We start from the raw sequence: 16112 nt of genomic DNA, 5'->3' as shown, positions 1-16112 counted from the left end.
AGATGTAGGGGCCAGGCATGCCTGGCCCGGTCGTGCAAGACAGACGAGCAGTTATGGCAAGGCTGCAGGCCGGGCATGCCCGGCCCCTACAATCAAATCAGATGGAAATGTTCCAGCGCCTTTGCCAGGCCGTCTTTCATAATATCATCCGTGACATAATCCGCAGCCTGCTTGGCGGTATCACAGGCGTTGCCCATGGCGACGCCGATGCCCGCATAGTCCAGCATCGTCACATCATTGCCGCCGTCACCAAAGGCGATGCACTGCTCCCGGGTCAGCCCCAGGTGCGCCAGCGTGTGGGCCAGGCCGTTAGGCTTGCCGCCGCCCTCGGGTAGGATATCGCAAAAATCATCCGCCCAGCGCACAGCCAGGCAGCCGGGGCAGCGGCGCAGGAACTCGGCCTCCTTCTCCGGCGGCAGGAACGCGCTGAGCTGGTAAATATCCTCGTGCTGGATCAGTGCGGCAACATCCCCGGCCCCCAGCTCCAGCTTTTTGGCAAAGTCACGGCTCCAATCGTTGATAAGGTTGAACCGGCAGAAGTCCTTGCCTACAAAACCGACGGACAGCTGTTCTTTTTCAATGTACGGCAGCAGCGTTTGCAGCGATGCCGCCGGGATGTACTTGGTGTACAGCAGCTCGCCGTCGGCCAGGTAGCAGTACTGGCCGTTCATCGTGACATAGCCGTCAAAGGGGATGCCGTCCAGCGCGTGCAGGTACGGCAGATGTACCGGCGGGCGGCCGGTAGCAATAAACGTTTTGACGCCGTTTTTGCGCAGCCGGGCCAGCGCGTCCACCGTTGAGGCGGGCAGGTGTTTGGCCTCAAAAGGCAGCAGCGTACCGTCAATGTCAAAAAATGCAGCTTTGATATCCGCCATGGGGTTACTCCCTCTTCAGATTGCGGCCCATCAGCGCCATCAGGGCGTTGCGGGCTTCGAGCTTGCCGTCGAGGATGGCCTCCACAGCCTGCACGATGGGCATTTCGACTTTGTACTTTTTGGCAAGGTGGCAGGCGGCGGGCAGCGCGTTGATGCCCTCAACGACTTGGCCGACCTCAGTCTTGGCGTCCTCGACGGATTTGCCGCGGCCAATCAGCATACCGGCGTGCAGGTTGCGGCTGTGCATACTGGTACAGGTGACGATCAGATCGCCCATGCCGGACAGGCCCGCAAATGTCTCGGGCTTGCAGCCCATGGCGATGCCCAGACGGGAAAGCTCGGCGTTGCCGCGGGTGATAAGGGCGGCCTTGGCGTTGTCGCCGTAGCCCAAGCCCAGCGCGATGCCGACGGCCAGCGCAATGACGTTCTTGACCGCGCCGCCCAGCTCGGTGCCGCGGCGGTCGTCGTTGGTATAGACGCGGAAGGTCGGTGTGTTGAAAATTTTCTGCACAGTCTTGGCGGCGTCCTCGTCGGCGCTGGCGGCCACGATGGCGGTGGGCATATCGCGGGCGACTTCCTCGGCGTGGGTGGGGCCGGACAGCGCCACGACCCGGGCTGTGCGCTTTGCCTTGGTGAGCTCGTCCTCAATAATCTCGCTCATGGTCATCAGGGTCTTATCCTCAACGCCTTTGGCGACATCGACGATGATCTGGCCCTCCGGGATGTGCGGGACGGCCTTTTTGGCGGTGGCACGCACAAAAGGAGACGGCACCGCAAAGAGCAGAATATCGCGGCCCGTGCAGGCCTCGGCGATATCGGCGGTGTAGTGCATGGCGGCGGGCAGTTCCATACCGGGCAGGTTGGGATGGCGGCGGGTGGTGGAAAGCGATTTCAGCTCTGCCGGGATCGCGCTCCACACGGTCACATCGCGGCCATTGGCGGCCAGCAGCCGCGCCAGCGCAATACCCCAGGTGCCGGCACCGAATACGGCAATTTTAGTCATAGAAATAGTTCTCCTTGTAACGAGAAGGTTTGGAATGTAGGGGCGAGCATTGCTCGCCCGGGAACCGTGCGGCAGCCTGGCGGGCGACCAATGGCCGCCCCTACCGATGGTTGCCCAGCAGCCCGGCAAACAAGCGGTGCCGGGGCTTGGGGACGGGGGCGTCCACATCCAGATAGACCCTCTCAAAGCAGTTGACGATGCGGGTGGTGCCGTAGGTGTGCTCCCGCGGGATGGAGGCACCGTAGTTCAAATGGATGTGCCCATGCAGCATATACTGCGGGTGATAGCGGTCCAGCAGCGTGGAAAACGCCGTGAACCCGCGGTGCGGCAGGTCGGTCATGTCGCCGTAGCCGTGCAGCGGCGCGTGGGTGACTAAGATGTCCACCCCGCCGTGGCGGTCGATCTTGCCGCGCAGGCGGTTGACCCGTTTTTTCATTTCGGCTTCGGTAAACTGCCAGGCACCGGTGTGGTAGCGGCAGCTGCCGCCCAGCCCCGCCACCCGCAGGCCGTTGTGGACATAGACCTCGTCATCAATGCAGATGACCCCCTGCGGCGGGAGCAGGTCGTAGCTTTCATCGTGGTTGCCGTGTACGTAGAGGACCGGCATCGGGGCCATGGTGGCTAAGTATTCCAGATAGTGGCGGCTCAAATCGCCGCAGGCGATGATCAGCTCGACCCCTTCCAGCTTGTCCGGGGTGAAATAGTCCCACAGGGCCTTGCATTCCTCGTCGGCGATAGCTAGAATCTTCACAGCTCGGCCTCCTTCTCCACCGGGAGAAGATCGCGGTGGATGCCCTGCATACGGTACATCGGCTTCGCGATATCGGCTAGCTCGTCATATTCGGGAATGTGCCCGTCCACGGCGTCGCACAGGTAGTCCATGTGGGCAATCTGCTCCAGGTCCAGCCCATGGCGGCCGCTGTTCTTGACGCTGCCGTCCTGCGCCGTGATGCGGCAGTGGAACGGATCGATCATACCGGAAGTGACGCCGGAACGCAGGATCTGTGCCAGATGGTTGACATCGGGCGGCAGTTCGCGGCTGAGCAGCACGTCCATGACGCCGCTGTTCATGCCCCACCAATAGTTGACGGCGCGGCCGTCGGTGCCGGATTTATCCCGCACCCAGCCGCCGTTCAAAACGGTGCGGATGACATTCTCATAGAACTGGCCCCAGTGCCAGAACGGCGTAGCCAGGTCCTGCAATACGCCGCCGGGGCGCACCAAAAATGTGCCGAACTCCCGCTGCGGGCGGTTGGGCATCGGTGCGTCGCGGCCCGAAATAACCGTGATGCCCTTCTGGGTGAAGGTGTGCAGCGGGTCGGCCTGGTCAGGCAGGCAGGTCCACAACAGCTCAATGCGGGCGCGGGGATTCGCCATGCGGGCGCCCAGCGCAAAGGCGTTGATGTTGGCGGGTACGCCAAAGCTCGGGTAGTCGGCCACATAGCCGATGCGGTCCGTGCCCGCCATGGCACCGGCAATCGCGCCGGTGATGAACTTGGCCTCGTACACGCGGGTGTAATAGGTGCGGATGCTGGCGTAGGGCATCTCCATCGAGCAGTTCAGAATGCGCACCTGCGGGTGCTTGACGGCGGCGCGTAAGGACGCACCCACCAGCTTGGGACTGGTGGTGAAAACAACGTCTGCGCCGTCGGCGATGGCCTGCTCGACCAAGGCATCGGCGTTCTCACCGGGAACGGCGTTGAAGTAGGCGGTCGTCTCGACCTGGCCCGCAAATACGGTGTCCAACTGGGTACGTCCAAACTCGTGCTGGCTCGTCCAGGAGCTGGTCCCGGGGGTGCGCTCGTGGACAAAGGCAACTTTCAAGTGGCTGGGTGCGGTGTGTTTGCCGGGCAGGATGCGATCCAACAGCCCGGTCTGCTTCGGCTCGGCGGGCTTGTCGCTGACACGCACGGGGTCAGCCTTTTGCAGGGCCAGCACATCGTCCCACAGGGCGTCGAGCTTCTCGCTCAACTCATTGGGGCTGAGCTTGGCAAGCTCCTCTTTGGTGTAAACGCGCAGCAACAGCAGCAGTACGTCGCCCACTGTGCAGCGCAGTTTTGCGCCGCCGTGGGCCAGAAAAGCCTTTTCGACCCAGTTGTAAAGGGATAATACCTCGACGCGGTCGTCGCCGCTCCACTTTTCATCCGGGCCTTTGCCCAGGATTTTTTGCAGGCGGGCATAGCTGCCGGGCTTGGTGAAGGTGAGCAGATAGTTCTGTGTGATGGGGTAAAAGTGCATGAACTCGTAGTACATCTGCACGGCGGGGTCGTCGCTGTACTGCGGCACGACGCGGATGACATTGCCCAGAATGCTGGTCGCGTCAAAGTATTTCAGCACGCTGACGCGCTTGTTGCCCTCCTGCACATAGAAGCGACCCATGTACTCATAGCAGCGGATGGGGTCGCGGATGCCCTCTTCCAGATGAGACAGGCAGAGGTTGACCCACTTACTGGCAAACTCGGTCTTGAGGTCCAGCAGCGGCATAAAGTTGGATGCGAACGCTGCGGTGCGGCCAGTCGTTTTGGTGCCCACCAGCAGATTCAGCGGGATATCCACCTGGCCGAGGGGAATTTGATTTTCCACCGGGACATTTTGCAGGATATCGTCCAGCACAGGCAGAAACGGCGATTGCCCGGCAAGCATTTTCTCCCGGTAATCGCGCAGTGCCAGCTTTTGGGCTTTCAGGTACAGTTCATTTCCCTCGTTGCGGTTCACAGCCGGTCGCCTCCTCGATTCTTATACAACAGATACAAAATTATTATAACACATATGTGCGGAATATACAAAGATTTTTGCAATTACCCTGTATGCACCGCCTTCGGGTACACCTTATACATCCGGTCATTGTCGTAGTGCTCGTCTAAATAAGTTTCGATGCTGTTCGCGGCGGGAACGCCGTTCAGGCGGTCGTTGTAGCGCACCAGCGCAGCCGAGCTGACGAGCATATCCGCCGCCATGAACACGCAGAGCGCCCAGGTCAGCACCGTGCCGAAGCGGCGGGGCAGCTTTTCGATGGCGGCAGAAATCGGCGGGTACAGCACTTTGAACCACGCCACCGCCGCAAAGCCCCAGAAGAAGCAGTACAGCAGGTTGATACGCCCGCCCAAATTGAACGGTATCGCGCTGTAATCCCAGAACACCGCGCCGAACACGACCTCGGTAAAGACGCTGCACAGGTACTCATAGGCGCCGCCCAGCAGCGTGCCGGTGACAAACAGCCAGCTGGCGGGTTTGTCCTTGTAGCGGTAGAGCAGCTGTGTGACCAGCGCGATGGCGAGGCCCCACACGATGGAAAACGGGCCCCACACCACGCTGGAACGGCTCATCCACTCGCCGCCTGTGACGCGGCAGAAAATGGTCTCGGTGATATCGCCCAAGAACGCGCCGATGAAGAACAGCAGAATGATTTTGTAGGGGCTGCACCCGGCGGCAAAGGTGCCGCTCTGCTGCCGCTCGGGGCGGGCAAAGGTCAGGGCCGGGTGGGCTTTGGCCATACGGCGCTCCACACGATCCAGGATCCACATACCGCCGCGCACCGTCATGTTGGCAAGGCGGTTCTCGATGGCCTCGGCGGCGGGCCACTTGTAGCGCAGGCCCGCCATAGCCAGCAGCGTGCCGACCAGATCAATGCCCAGCACCACCAGCGATGCCCACAGCACTACGGCGGCCAGGCCATGGGGAATCAGGCTGAACAGCGCCAGCAAAAGCGGGTTGCCCCACTTGAGCAGCACAACGCCCAGCACGCCCCAGGTGGCCGATGCACCCAGGCAGATGTAACCGTCCAGGTTGAACGGCATAGCGCTGTAATCCCACCAGCGGGTGTGGGAGGTGCGCTCCAAAATGTGCCCGCCGATCCACTCAATGACGGTGGCGTAGACGGCGCTGAACACAAAGAGGAAGAACCAGCCGTCGCGGCTCATATCCCCCAAAGCAAACGTGATGACCAGACCGCCGATGCCGTACAAAATGCACAGCGGGCCGCTCAGAACGCCCCGGTCCTGGTACTTGCGGCGGACCGCCGCCGTAAAGACGACCTCCCCCACCCAGCCCAGAAACGAGTAAGTGAAAAATAGAAATGCGATTTGGTAGAATGTCATAAAGGTAACTCCTGTTTAGGGGATAACGTTTGCAGGGGCGGATGCAGGCATCGACCCCCCTACGTGGAGAGACGTTCTCTTTCTTTTTTGCTGAATACACACCCGCAGTAATCCTGCCGGTACAACCCATACTCGGCGCTCAACTGTAAACTGCGCTTGTAGCCGTCCTTTTTGCGGAACTCACTGGGCAAAAACGGTACGCCGTACTGCTTGCCCAGTTCGGTGCCCAGGTCGTTCAGGCGGATAGGATCCTTCATGGGCGAGATGGACAGCGTCGTGCAGTACCAGTCAAAGCCGTGCGCGGCGGCATAGCGGGCGGCCTGTTCCAGCCGCAGCCGGTAGCAGACCGTGCAGCGTGCGCCCTTCTCCGGCTCGCTCTCCAGTCCCTTCACGGCGGTGTAAAACTCCTGCGGGTCGTAGGGCAGCTCCACCACCGGGTAGTGGTAGCCCGCCTCCTCCACAAAGCGCTCCAGCTCGGCCTCCCGGCGGTGGTATTCCTCCGGTGGGTAGATGTTGGGATTATAGTATAAGATCGTGATGTCGAAATGCGCGGCCAGGCGTTCCAGTGTCGCGCTGGAACAAGGCGCACAGCAGGCGTGCAGCAGGAGCTTTGGCCGCGTGCCGTCCAGTGTGCGCAGGACCTTTTCCATTTCCAGCTGATAGTTGATGCGGTTTGGCATGAAGAAACCTCGTTTTTACACGGTGACGGCCACGCGGCGCTTGCGGCGGGCGAACACACTGTACCCCACCGTGCCCAGCAGGCTCAAGGCGGAAATGACCTCGAACACGCGCCAGAAGCCGGGGGCCTGGTACCAGACACGCACAGTGCCGGTGTAGTTGGCGGGGATCGTAAGCACAATACGCTCGTTCTCGCCGCTGGTGATGGTAAAGGGTTGGTCGTTTTCGTCGGCCGCGTAGTAGTTGCCATAGTTAAAGATAGGCAGCGAAATGGTTGTCTCGCCGCCGTCGTTCTGTACGCTTACGTAGGCGACGCCCTGCTTTTTCTCATAGCTGACCAGGTGCAGGTCATCGCTGCCCGGCTTGGGCTGCGCCCAGATCGTCTCATAGGAGCTGGTGCCGTCGATGAGGTACTCCCCCACGCCGATGCAGCTCGTCGGGTTTTCGTAGCTGAACACATTGTAGCTGACCTCGCGCTGGCCGTTGAGCATCTGCGCCTGCATGGCCCCGGTCATAAACAGGGCGGCAGCGGCCAGCACTACGGTGGCGGTCAGCCCCAAGCGGCGGTCACGCGCCGTCAGCAGCTTGACGGCCATAACGACCGCCAGGCAGAGCAGCACCGTCGCCAGCGAGAGGAAACGCCACGGATACTGGAACAGCCCGGCCAGCTTGCCCGCCGTGCGGCCCAGCGTGGTCTGCACGTAATCCCAGGGGAAGATGTGCAGCGCCAAAAACACCGTCAGCGCAAAGAACCCGGCGGCCGTCGTCAGGATGGACGCGGCCTGGCCCTGGGCGTCGCGGCGGCGCAGCAGGCAGAACACGACCAGCCCCAGCCCCAGAATCAGCGGCAGCCCCAGCGAGAGCATCATGTCGGGGTTCGTGCCCGCATCTGCGCCCGCAAAGCCGTTGTAGAAGGGGTTGAACAGCTGTATCAGGTAGAGGCCCTGGAACTGAATTTTGCCGATCAGAGGGCCATTGACCATGAAGGGAATCGACGAAGTGGAGAGGAAGAACGGCACCAGATACCACGCGCTCAACCCCACGGCCAGCAGTGCGGCCTTGACCCAGGCCAGCAGCCGCGCGGGGCGCAGCGTCTCCCGCAGGCGCAGCAGGCAGAAGAGGATGAGCAGCAGCGCCGTCAACTCGCAGGAGAGCAGATGGCTCTGCACCATGGCCGCCATGCCCAGCGACATGGGCAGCCAATCGGCAAAGCGGGGCTTGTCCCTGGTGTAGATGCCGTACAGGCCCGCCAGCACCAGCGGGAAGAAGGCCATGGCCGTGAATTCGCCCGCAGCGGCGCGGGTGTAGACGCAGACGAGCCGGTAGCAGGACAGGGTGTAAAGCAGCGCCCCCAGCAGGCCCAGGCGGCGGCTGGCCGCGATTTTGGCAAAGCTGTAATAGGCAATGGCGCAGGTGGCCAGCGTCACAGCAAACAGGTAGATTTGGTAGCAGGTGCGCAGCGGCAGCCACAGGTTGTACAGCAGTGCGGGCAATAGCAAAAACAGCTCGCAGTAGCACAGCGGGTTCGCGTAGCCGTAGCCGTTCAGCGTCGTGGTGGTGAACCGCACCGGGAACTGCCCATAGGACAGCTCTGCCGCCATGGCAGAAATGCGCTGCAGGTGGTAGTCCATATCGTGGCCGAAGTAGAGATAATTGCTGAACAGCGGCAGGCAGGCAAACGCCGTGATGGCGATGAGCGCCAGCGGCAGCCGCAGGGCACGGCGGCTGGCAGCGCCCTCCTCCCCTGTTTTGGCAAACAGCAGCCAGAGCAGGAAGTCCACGACCGCGAAGAACAGCGCAAAGCCCAGCAGCCGGGTGACGCGGTAGATGGGCTGCTCGGTCAGGGTGATGGCGTAGAGATAGAGCTGGCCCTGGCCGTTGTAGTGCAGCGTGGCGGTCAAATCGTTGAGCTGTGCGCCGCTGCTGACCCACAGCCGGGTAGTCAGGGTGCGGTGGCAGTCATCCAGCCGCAGGGTGTCGGCGCTGACCGCCGAGGGAACCATGGCGCTGGAAAAGCTCAGCGTACCGGCGGAGTTGAGCATATTGAAGGTGGGCGCGTCGGGCGTCTGGCAGGAGAAATACTGCACCGTCACCTCATACGCGCCGGACCGCACCGACTGCCCGGCAGAAGGAAAATCCAGCGGGTCACTGGTCTGGAAGTTCGTCTGGTTCCACACCTGGAAGTGATCCCCCTCGTTGGAGGCAATGTCCGGGAAGGGGTTCTCGAACAGGTCGGGGGTCATCGTCAGCTTGTAAGGCGCACCGAACAGCCCGGCCGCCAGCACGCAGAGCACGGCCAGCTCCACCGCCAGCAGGGCAGCGAACAGCCGGTTGCGCTTGCAGAAAGCAAAGAAATGTTTCATCCGTAAATCCTCTTTTAGTTAGCCGTCCCAGATCATGAGCTTGGCATTCACGATACCGCTGTCCTCCACGGTGGCAAGGTAGTCACCGTTGGCGTCCCGCGGGGTCTGGGTGCAGTCCAGCAGGCAGATGGCGCGGGCTTCCTCGGTGCCGTCGGCCAGGCGGACTTTGTACTTGATGACTGCATTATCGGGTACGCAGGCGCTCTGCACATAAACCTGCACGCCGTCCATCAGGTCACTGTCGGCGCTTTGCAGCCTGCCGCACCAGGCCAGGTCGTACCCGCCGTACTTGCGGTAGGTCTGGTAGGCGTAGGTGTTCCCGGCAGGGGCATCGTAGGTCGTGCCCAGCACGGCAGCGTGCAAGTCGCGCCCGGTGAACCGGCTGAAAAAGGCCGTCTCGGCGTCGGCGTTGCTGTCCCAGACATTCTCATTGCAGAGAATGAGATCCCCGGGCTGGACGGCATCTGCCAGGCCGGATTGGATGGTGCGCACAAAGAACTGGTAGTTATCCAGATTCTCGGCGTGGTGAGTGCGCACGACGCCCCGCAGGTAGGAGCAGTTCAGGCAAAGCCCGGCGGCCAGCGCGGCGGTCAGGCCCAGCCGCGCCAGAATGGACAAAATTTGGGACAGCTTGCGGCAGGCACCCGCCAGCGCAGCCAGCAGCACGGCCACCACCAGCGCAAAGCCGATGGAGCTCGCGGCGGCGGGGATGTAGCCCCACTTCCAGGTGATGGCCCCGGGAGCCTGGTAGCGGGCGGACAGCGCCAGCAGCAGTGCGGGCAGCGCCCAGACCGCCAGGCCAAACCCGGCGGCGGCGCCCAACATTTTGCGGTTCAGTTTTTCGCGCGGCACAGCGAAGAAAAGCAGCAGTCCGGCCAGCACGCCCAGCACCAGCGGCCACAGCCGGTCGCCGTTGGAGAGTACGCCGCAATCCTCCTGCAAAATGCGGGAGTTCAGCCCGGGGATGGACGCAGCCATCTGCTGCACCAGCACGCGCAGCACCTGGGGGATATCCAGTGAGACCTCGTTGCCGGTGCCGCCGCTGCGACCGCACAGCATATGGAATATGAGCGCCACGCCCATGCCGCCCAGCGCGGGGGCGGTGTTGAACAGCCCGGCTTTGACGCTGCGAGCACGCAGGCACCAAACCACAAAGGCCAGCGCCGCGAACATATAGCCAATTTCATAAGTACCGCAGGCGACGAAGGAGAGCAGCGCTGCCGCTGCAGCCCAGCCGCGTCGGTGGGAATTCTCCCACCCAAACAGGCAGAGCCAGGCCGCCATGGCCCAGAACAGCGCCCGCTGGGGCACGGCGTAGTAGCTGTACATACCCTCGTTCCAGATGGGGGCCGCCGCCATGGCCAGCGTAAAGCCGCCCAGCGCCAGGGCATCCCCGCTGCCGAACCGCGCGGCCACCCGGCTGACCAGGAACGCCGCCGCCCCGGTCCAGGCAATGATGTAGAGCCGGTAATGGCTCAAACTGCCGTAAAACAGCAGCGCTACCGCGTTGGGGTAGTGGAACGGAAAGAACCGAACCTCCTGCAGGGTGAAATACCGCAGCCGCCCCTGCAAGTCCTGCAATAGGTATTGCCAGAAGGGCATCCGTTGGAAGTCGTACATCCAACGGTTCAGCGTTAATTTGTCGTCCCCTTCCGGCGGGATGCTGATGGTGACGCGCAGATACAGCACGCCCACCGCAAACACTACCAGATAGGCCGCCGCTAAAAATAACCAGCGGTACCGCCGGTAAAACGTCTTGACCTGTTCCATGGGGGTAAAGGCCTCCTCTTTTTGACACACATATATTCATAGTATAGCATAAACCCCCGCTGCACGCAACGCACAGCGGGGGTGGAAAGCGGATATTCTGCGGCAGGAACAAAGAAAACGAAGATTTACGATTTCACAGGCTTCTTCAGCATACCGACCAACAATGTGGTCAGCAGACTGCCAGCCGCCAGGGCAGCCAAAAAGCCCAGCGGATTGCCTATGACGGCAAGCAGGAACAATCCGCCGTGGGGCGCAGGGCAGCCGCAGCCAAACAGTACGGTCAGGAACCCGGCCAGTGCACTGCCTGCCATGCAGGAAGGTACGACCCGCAGCGGGTCGCGCAGGGCAAAGGGCAGCGCCCCCTCGGTCACAAAGGACGCGCCCATCACAAGGTTCTGCGGCACGGTGCGGCGCTCGGCCTTGGTGAACCGCGTCGGGAACAGCAGGCAGGCCAGTGCCAGCCCCAGCGGGGGGATCATACCGCCCGCCATGACGGCGGCCATGAGGTCATATTGGCTGTTGGTCACAGCCAGTGTGCCGGTGACGTAGGCCGCCTTGTTGATGGGCCCGCCGTAGTCGGTGGCCATCAGCGCACCCAGCACGGCACCCAGCACCAGGCGGCTGCCGCCCTGCAGCTTGGCAAGCGCCAGCGACATCCAGCGGTTGAACCGCCCCAGCGGCGGGTTGACGACCATAAGCATCAGCCAGCCGACAAAAAGCAAGCTCAACAGCGGCACCAGCAGCCCGGTCTTGATGTGGTCCAGATCCTGGGGGATGCGGCGGAACAGTCGGTTCAGCAGGCGTACCACCAGCCCGGCGGCAAAGCCCGCAATGAGGCCCCCCCAGAACCCGCTGGGGATCCAGCTGAGTTTGGTGGCCGTTGTCATGCCGGTCTGGGCCAGGTAGCCGCCCATCAGGCCGGGCATCAGGCCGGGCCGGTCGGCAATGCTGTACGCGATGAACGCGGACAGAATCGGGTACATCATGGAGAGCGCGGCGTTGCCGACGTTCGTCATCATCGTGGACCAGTTCGCCGGGCCGCCCAGGTGCTGCAAAAGCAGCGAGAGCGCCAGCATCACGCCACCCGCCACCACAAAGGGCAGCATATGGGAGATGCCGCTCATCAGGTGGCCGTAGTACTCGCGGCCCAGCTCCTTCCAGTCGTTGGTGCGGAAGGCGTGGCCACCGCGGTAGATGGATGCTTTGCCGGAGACGGCCTTTTCCAGCAGGGCATCCGCGTTGCGCACGGCCTCCCCTGCCGAGGTGTAGACCAGCCGCTTGCCCACAAACCGCGCCAGTGAGATCGAGCGGTCTACCGCCACGATGATGCAGTCGGCGGCCTGGATCTCGTCCTCGGTCAGTTCATTGCCCACGCCGCCCGCGCCGTTCGTCTCCACTTTGATGGTCAGGCCCCGGGTCTGAGCGGCCTGCTGTAAGGCCTCGGCCGCCAGGTAGGTGTGCGCAATGCCGGTGGGGCATGCCGTCACACCCAGCAGCCGGTAGCCCGGCTCGTTGGTGGGCGTCGGCGGGGGCGCGGCCGGGTCGTCCTGGGCTTCGCGCCGGGCAATGGCGCGGCAGAATGCCTCGGGCGTCTCGCTCTGGCGCAGACTGGCGCAGAAATCGGTATCCAAAAACAGCGTTGCCAGCTCGGCCAACACCTGCACATGCAGGTCGTTGGCCTCGGCGGGGGCAGCGATGAGGAACAGCATCTCCAACGGCTGGCCGTCGGGCGTATCGCAGGGCAGCGGCGGATCCAGCGTCAATGCGGCCAGCTGCAATTTCTCCACCGCGGTGCTCTTGGCGTGGGGGATCGCCAGTCCATTGCCCACGCAGACGCCGCCCAGTTCCAGCCGGGCGCGGACATCTGCCGCAAAGACTGCCGTGTCCGTCAGGACTTTGGCCCCATCCAGCAGCGCCACAAGCTGTTGCACCGCGCCCTGCAGGGAATCCGCCCGCTGGCGCAGTGCGACACAATCCGGCCGCAGGTAGTTGGCAATGCGCATCGTCGTTCCTCCGTTTACTAAAAAAGCGGTTCCGCCGCAACGGAACCGCTATGAGAGCTTGAAGAATTAGTTGAGCAGGGTCTTCTCGGTCTCGGGATCGAACAGATGGATCTTGTGGGTATCCATGGCAACGGTGATCTTGTCGCCGCGGCGAGACTTGGAAGTGGGGGCAACACGAGCCATCAGGTTCTGGCCCTGATAGGTCAGGTACAGGTAGATCTCAGCGCCCATCAGCTCGGAAACCTCAACCTCAGCGCCAATGTGGCTGTTGGAATGCTTGTCCAGGAATTCCTCATCGTCCTTGATATCCTCGGGACGGATGCCAACCTTCAAGGTCTTGCCAACGTAAGCGTCCAGCTTGCCGTCAGCGGTCTTTTCCTTCGGCAGAGGAATGTCGGTGCCAGCCAGATCAACGGTGAACTGGTCGCCGTTCTTCTTCAGGGTGCCGTCCAGGAAGTTCATCTGGGGGCTGCCGATGAAGCCTGCGACGAAGATGTTGCAGGGATAATCGTACAGGTTCTGCGGGGTATCGACCTGCTGGATCATGCCGTCCTTCATGACGACGATGCGGTCGCCCATGGTCATGGCCTCGGTCTGGTCATGAGTAACATAGATGAAGGTGGTAGCCAGCTTCTTGTGCAGCTTGATGATCTCGGTACGCATGCTGGTACGCAGCTTAGCATCCAGGTTGGACAGAGGCTCGTCGAGCAGGAAGACCGCCGGGTTACGAACCATTGCACGGCCCAGGGCAACACGCTGACGCTGACCACCAGACAGAGCCTTCGGCTTACGGTCGAGCAGGTGCTCAATCTCCAGGATCTTAGCAGCCTCGCGGACGCGCTTGTCGATCTCGTCCTTGGGCATCTTGCGCAGCTCCAGACCGAAAGCCATGTTCTTGTAAACGGTCATGTGCGGGTACAGAGCGTAGTTCTGGAAGACCATCGCGATGTCGCGGTCTTTCGGGGGAACGTCGTTGATCAGACGGTCGCCGATGTACATCTCGCCGCCGGAGATTTCCTCCAGGCCAGCGATCATACGCAGGGTGGTGGACTTACCACAGCCGGAAGGACCGACGAAAACGATAAACTCCTTATCCGCGATTTCCAGGCTGAAATCGGGAACAGCGGTAACATTGCCGGGGTAAACTTTCTTGACGTGACGGCAGCTAATGGAAGCCATAATGCTCATCCTCCATAAAATTCAGTGGTATTCAGCCCATGTAGAGGGGGCTGTTTCTGTTGACATGATTATAATAACAGGTTATAATCTATTTGAAAATAGCATTTTATTGATATCGAGGTGCCGAAATTGATATTTGACCCAGAAATTTACTGCAATGCTGCCGAGAACGCCGAGCTGGACGGCAGTACCCCCCTGACCCTGACCGGGAACGGCCTGTGGGTGGGGGTACTCTCCCGCGGGGAATGCCTGCTGGACGGCTTTGACCGCCCAGGCCAGAGCGGCGATATCCTGCTGGGGCCTGCTCCCCTGACGCTGACGCCCCAAACGGACTGCCACCTGCTGGCTGTGCGGCTGACCGGCCACTGCACGGACGCCTACCTATTACAGTTGGGTGCGGCCCGCTGGGCTGACGGCGCGGCCTGCCCCGGCGCGGCCGAGTTGATTGCCCAGCTGCACGGCATCCACACGGCGGCGATGGCCTATGCGCTGCTCTGCGCCGTGGGCAAGGCTGACGAGACGGCCCGTCCCCTGCCCCCGCTGGTGGCCGAGGCTGTGGCGGCCATCCGGCAGAACTACATGGCCCTCTACGGCGTGGAGGAACTGAGCGAGCAGCTCGGCGTGACGAAGAGCCATCTGGTGCGGGTGTTCAAGCAGGAAATCGGTATCCCACCCGGAAAGTACATGACGAATGTGCGCATCGAGGCCGTGAAGGCGCTGCTGCTCAGCGATGAGTATAACCTGGATATGATTGCGGGCCTGACCGGGTTTTCCGGCGCAAACTACCTCTGCCGCGTGTTCAAGCGGGAGGTGGGCCTCTCCCCTGCCGCCTGGCGTGCCGCCGCTGCGCCGCTGCCCGCCGTGCCCAAACTGCCGCCGCGCAGTCAGGAAATGTATGTGTAAAAGAATATGGCAGGAGCAGTAGGGGCCGGACATGTCCGGCCCGCAGTCTTCCCGCAAGCTTCCGTTTGCCATACACACCCGGGCCGGGCATGCCCGGCCCCTACTGCGCGATGACATAAAAAACCTCCCGATGCAAGAGCATCAGGAGGCTTTTTTATGCAGTTTTATTTCGCGGTCTTATACCCATCGGGGTTGTGGCTCTGCCAGTTCCAGCTGTGGGCGCACATTTCCTCAATGCCGTACTGGGCCTCCCAGCCCAGCTCGCGCTTGGCCTTGCTGGGGTCGCACCAGCACTCGGCAATGTCGCCGGGGCGGCGCGGGTCGATGACGTAGGGAATCTCTTTGCCGCAGGCCTTGCTGAAGGCGTGGATGACGTCCAGCACGCTGTAACCGTGGCCGGTGCCCAGGTTGCAGATGAACAGGCCGGGCTTCTCTTCCAGCTTCTTGATGGCTGCCACATGGCCGCGGGCCAGGTCAACGACATGGATGTAGTCACGCACGCCGGTGCCGTCGGGCGTCGGGTAGTCGTTGCCAAAGACATGGACCTTCTCGAGCTTGCCGACAGCGACCTTGGCGATGTAAGGCACCAGGTTGTTGGGGATGCCGTTGGGATCCTCGCCAATCAGGCCGGACGGATGGGCACCGATGGGGTTGAAGTAACGCAGCAACGCAACATTCAGCTCGGGATCCGCCTTGCAGCAGTCGGTCAGGATCTGCTCGGTGAACACCTTGGTTGTGCCGTAGGGGTTCGTGGTGCCGCCCACGGGGAAATCCTCGCGGATGGGCACGCTGGCGGGGTCGCCGTAGACCGTGGCAGAGGAAGAGAAGATGATGTTGTGGCAGTTGTGGCGGCGCATGACATCCAGGATGTTCAGCGTGCAGGCCAGGTTGTTGGAGTAGTACTCGATGGGCTTGGAAACGCTCTCGCCCACGGCCTTGTAGGCGGCGAACTGGATGACGCAGTCAATGTCCTCGTTCTCAGCAAAAATCTTCTCCACGGCGGCCTTGTCGGTCATATCGGCCTCGACAAAGCGGAAGCCCTTGCCGGCAATCTTCTTGACGCGGGCCAGGGCCTCGGGGCAGGAGTTGTAGTAGTTATCGGCCACGACGATGTCGTACCCTGCGGCCAGAAGTTCCACACAGGTGTGGCTGCCGATGTAACCGGCGCCACCGCTAACCAAAATTGCCATAACAGTCGTCTCCTTATATTTATGCTTTTGTTGCCTGTGGGCGGGCGCTCT

The 16112-nt window shown here is 62.0% G+C and carries 12 protein-coding genes; 1 reads left to right on the top strand and 11 read right to left on the bottom strand.

The features are described 5' to 3' along the window. Positions 1-92: 92 nt before the first annotated feature. From GPK89_RS13585 to GPK89_RS13540, 10 genes are all read right to left on the bottom strand, one after another. Positions 93-875, bottom strand: a complete 783-nt coding sequence (locus tag GPK89_RS13585) for a Cof-type HAD-IIB family hydrolase (RefSeq protein WP_215693903.1) — start codon at positions 873-875, stop codon at positions 93-95. A gap of 4 nt (positions 876-879) precedes the next feature. After that, positions 880-1878 carry an NAD(P)H-dependent glycerol-3-phosphate dehydrogenase gene (locus tag GPK89_RS13580; protein WP_215693901.1) on the bottom strand — a complete coding sequence of 333 codons (999 nt, stop codon included), beginning with the start codon at positions 1876-1878 and terminating at the stop codon, positions 880-882. A gap of 100 nt (positions 1879-1978) precedes the next feature. Further along, complete coding sequence (locus GPK89_RS13575) at positions 1979-2629, bottom strand: metallophosphoesterase family protein (RefSeq protein ID WP_215693899.1); 651 nt, start codon at positions 2627-2629, stop codon at positions 1979-1981. Continuing rightward, positions 2626-4593 (bottom strand): BMP family ABC transporter substrate-binding protein, encoded by a 1968-nt coding sequence (locus GPK89_RS13570; RefSeq protein ID WP_215693897.1) that lies wholly within the window; start codon positions 4591-4593, stop codon positions 2626-2628. Before GPK89_RS13570 ends, GPK89_RS13575 begins: the two co-directional genes overlap by 4 nt. A gap of 83 nt (positions 4594-4676) precedes the next feature. Beyond that, complete coding sequence (locus GPK89_RS13565) at positions 4677-5975, bottom strand: putative ABC transporter permease (RefSeq protein WP_215693895.1); 1299 nt, start codon at positions 5973-5975, stop codon at positions 4677-4679. Between the two features lie 59 nt (positions 5976-6034). Beyond that, positions 6035-6655: an epoxyqueuosine reductase QueH gene (locus tag GPK89_RS13560; protein ID WP_215693893.1), complete on the bottom strand. Its 621-nt coding sequence runs from the start codon at positions 6653-6655 to the stop codon at positions 6035-6037. A 15-nt stretch (positions 6656-6670) separates the two neighbouring features. After that, positions 6671-9016, bottom strand: coding sequence for a hypothetical protein (locus GPK89_RS13555; protein ID WP_215693891.1), 2346 nt, complete (start codon positions 9014-9016; stop codon positions 6671-6673). 18 nt (positions 9017-9034) lie between these two features. Next, positions 9035-10786 (bottom strand): hypothetical protein, encoded by a 1752-nt coding sequence (locus GPK89_RS13550; protein WP_215693889.1) that lies wholly within the window; start codon positions 10784-10786, stop codon positions 9035-9037. Positions 10787-10911: 125 nt separating this feature from the next. Continuing rightward, the gene (locus tag GPK89_RS13545; protein ID WP_215693887.1) at positions 10912-12789 is read right to left on the bottom strand and encodes a PTS fructose transporter subunit IIABC; all 1878 of its coding nucleotides are present in this window, start codon (positions 12787-12789) and stop codon (positions 10912-10914) included. 66 nt (positions 12790-12855) lie between these two features. Continuing rightward, a complete protein-coding gene (locus tag GPK89_RS13540; RefSeq protein ID WP_215693886.1) occupies positions 12856-13968 on the bottom strand; it encodes an ABC transporter ATP-binding protein in 1113 nt (370 codons plus the stop codon). A gap of 129 nt (positions 13969-14097) precedes the next feature. Between GPK89_RS13540 and GPK89_RS13535 the strand changes: the two genes are divergently transcribed. Further along, positions 14098-14871, top strand: a complete 774-nt coding sequence (locus GPK89_RS13535; protein WP_215693884.1) for a helix-turn-helix domain-containing protein — start codon at positions 14098-14100, stop codon at positions 14869-14871. 164 nt (positions 14872-15035) lie between these two features. Here the strand turns inward: GPK89_RS13535 and galE are convergent, their stop codons facing one another. Next, entirely contained in the window at positions 15036-16061 is a 1026-nt protein-coding gene (gene galE / locus GPK89_RS13530) for a UDP-glucose 4-epimerase GalE (protein WP_215693882.1), read from the bottom strand. Positions 16062-16112: the final 51 nt, after the last annotated feature.

The organism is Gemmiger formicilis, from assembly GCF_018784445.1.
In the GTDB taxonomy this organism is placed as follows: domain Bacteria; phylum Bacillota; class Clostridia; order Oscillospirales; family Ruminococcaceae; genus Gemmiger.
Note: the sequence above shows the minus strand (reverse complement) of the source record. Positions and strands in the feature narration are given on the sequence as shown.

Bases quoted from the DNA above. Each gene is read 5' to 3' on its own strand.
- GPK89_RS13565 (WP_215693895.1), bottom strand. From the start codon at position 5,975: ATGACATTCTACCAAATCGCATTTCTATTTTTCACTTACTCGTTTCTG.
- GPK89_RS13550 (WP_215693889.1), bottom strand. From the start codon at position 10,786: ATGGAACAGGTCAAGACGTTTTACCGGCGGTACCGCTGGTTATTTTTA.
- GPK89_RS13540 (WP_215693886.1), bottom strand. From the start codon at position 13,968: ATGGCTTCCATTAGCTGCCGTCACGTCAAGAAAGTTTACCCCGGCAAT.
- GPK89_RS13555 (WP_215693891.1), bottom strand. From the start codon at position 9,016: ATGAAACATTTCTTTGCTTTCTGCAAGCGCAACCGGCTGTTCGCTGCC.
- GPK89_RS13545 (WP_215693887.1), bottom strand. From the start codon at position 12,789: ATGCGCATTGCCAACTACCTGCGGCCGGATTGTGTCGCACTGCGCCAG.
- GPK89_RS13560 (WP_215693893.1), bottom strand. From the start codon at position 6,655: ATGCCAAACCGCATCAACTATCAGCTGGAAATGGAAAAGGTCCTGCGC.
- GPK89_RS13580 (WP_215693901.1), bottom strand. From the start codon at position 1,878: ATGACTAAAATTGCCGTATTCGGTGCCGGCACCTGGGGTATTGCGCTG.
- GPK89_RS13585 (WP_215693903.1), bottom strand. From the start codon at position 875: ATGGCGGATATCAAAGCTGCATTTTTTGACATTGACGGTACGCTGCTG.
- galE (WP_215693882.1), bottom strand. From the start codon at position 16,061: ATGGCAATTTTGGTTAGCGGTGGCGCCGGTTACATCGGCAGCCACACC.